General features: G+C 58.4%; 2 protein-coding genes. Both read right to left on the bottom strand.

Features of this window, described 5'->3' with window-relative positions:
- On the bottom strand, positions 1-227 hold a 227-nt coding region (locus KBI52_RS01335), incomplete at its 3' end, for a carbonic anhydrase (RefSeq protein ID WP_305797862.1).
- A gap of 409 nt (positions 228-636) precedes the next feature.
- Positions 637-1002 (bottom strand): cobalamin-dependent protein (locus tag KBI52_RS01330; RefSeq protein WP_210804849.1); only part of this gene is annotated, 366 nt, incomplete at its 5' end.

Below are 1002 nucleotides of genomic sequence, written 5' to 3'. Positions count from 1 at the left end.
CCGGTCTCGAAGGGCGGCACCAGGTTCGCCACATTGCGCACCACGAACAATTCGCCCGGGCTCGCGTCGAAGATGACCTCCGGGGAGACGCGGCTGTCGCAGCAGCCGATCACCATCACTTCGGGCGCCTGGCCCTTCTCGGCCAGGGTCTCGAAGCGGTTCTTCTCGCGCGGGAAGCGTTCATTGAGGAATGCGCGGTAGCCTTCGGTCAGACGTTGCGGAAACATGGATCATCCTTCATTCAAGAATTCTTTGTGCAGAGAGTTTCGCGAGCCCGACCTCGACCTTATAGATTACGTCAACGATAACGACTTGGGATCCTACAGGTGCGCTTGGCATCTTCAAAAGTCAAAAAATTTCGCAATTTTTTGCCCATCGAAAACTCGTTCATTGCAAAATTTCCTCACGCTATATTAGACTTGCATCGAAATCCTTTGGATGGGGAGAGGATAGGTGAGCCGCAGGCTCCGATATTGGGCTTCCGCGCTCTGCTGGCCTCAATGTCGGGTACGACAATCGCGATATGGTTCTCGCGCCCAATCACGATTTCTCCAATCTCGTACCTGTAAGCTTGGTCCGGTAATTCGCAGATAGAGCAAAGATCTGCCGGTGTGCCTTTTCCCTAAGCCATACACATCACTGTGGCATGGGTTCCTCCTTGAACTCTAAACGGGCACTCAGCTCACGGATCAAGTTCACGGCCGCGTCGGCGATGACGGTGCCGGGCGGGAAGATCGCCGAGGCTCCGGCCTGATGAAGGGCGTCGAAGTCCTGCGGCGGGATCACGCCGCCCACCACGATCATGATGTCGTCGCGGCCGTACCTGGCGAGTTCCCCCTTCAGCTCCGGCACCAGGGTCAGGTGACCGGCCGCCAACGACGACACGCCGATGATGTGCACGTCGTTTTCGATCGCCTGGCGGGCCGCCTCCGCGGGCGTCGCGAAGAGCGGGCCGATATCCACGTCGAAGCCGAGATCGGCGAACGCGGAGGCGATCACCTT

The sequence above is a fragment of the Microvirga sp. HBU67558 genome (assembly GCF_018069605.1).
Taxonomy (GTDB): domain Bacteria; phylum Pseudomonadota; class Alphaproteobacteria; order Rhizobiales; family Beijerinckiaceae; genus Microvirga; species Microvirga terrae.
This window is presented reverse-complemented; position numbering and strand designations above follow the sequence as displayed.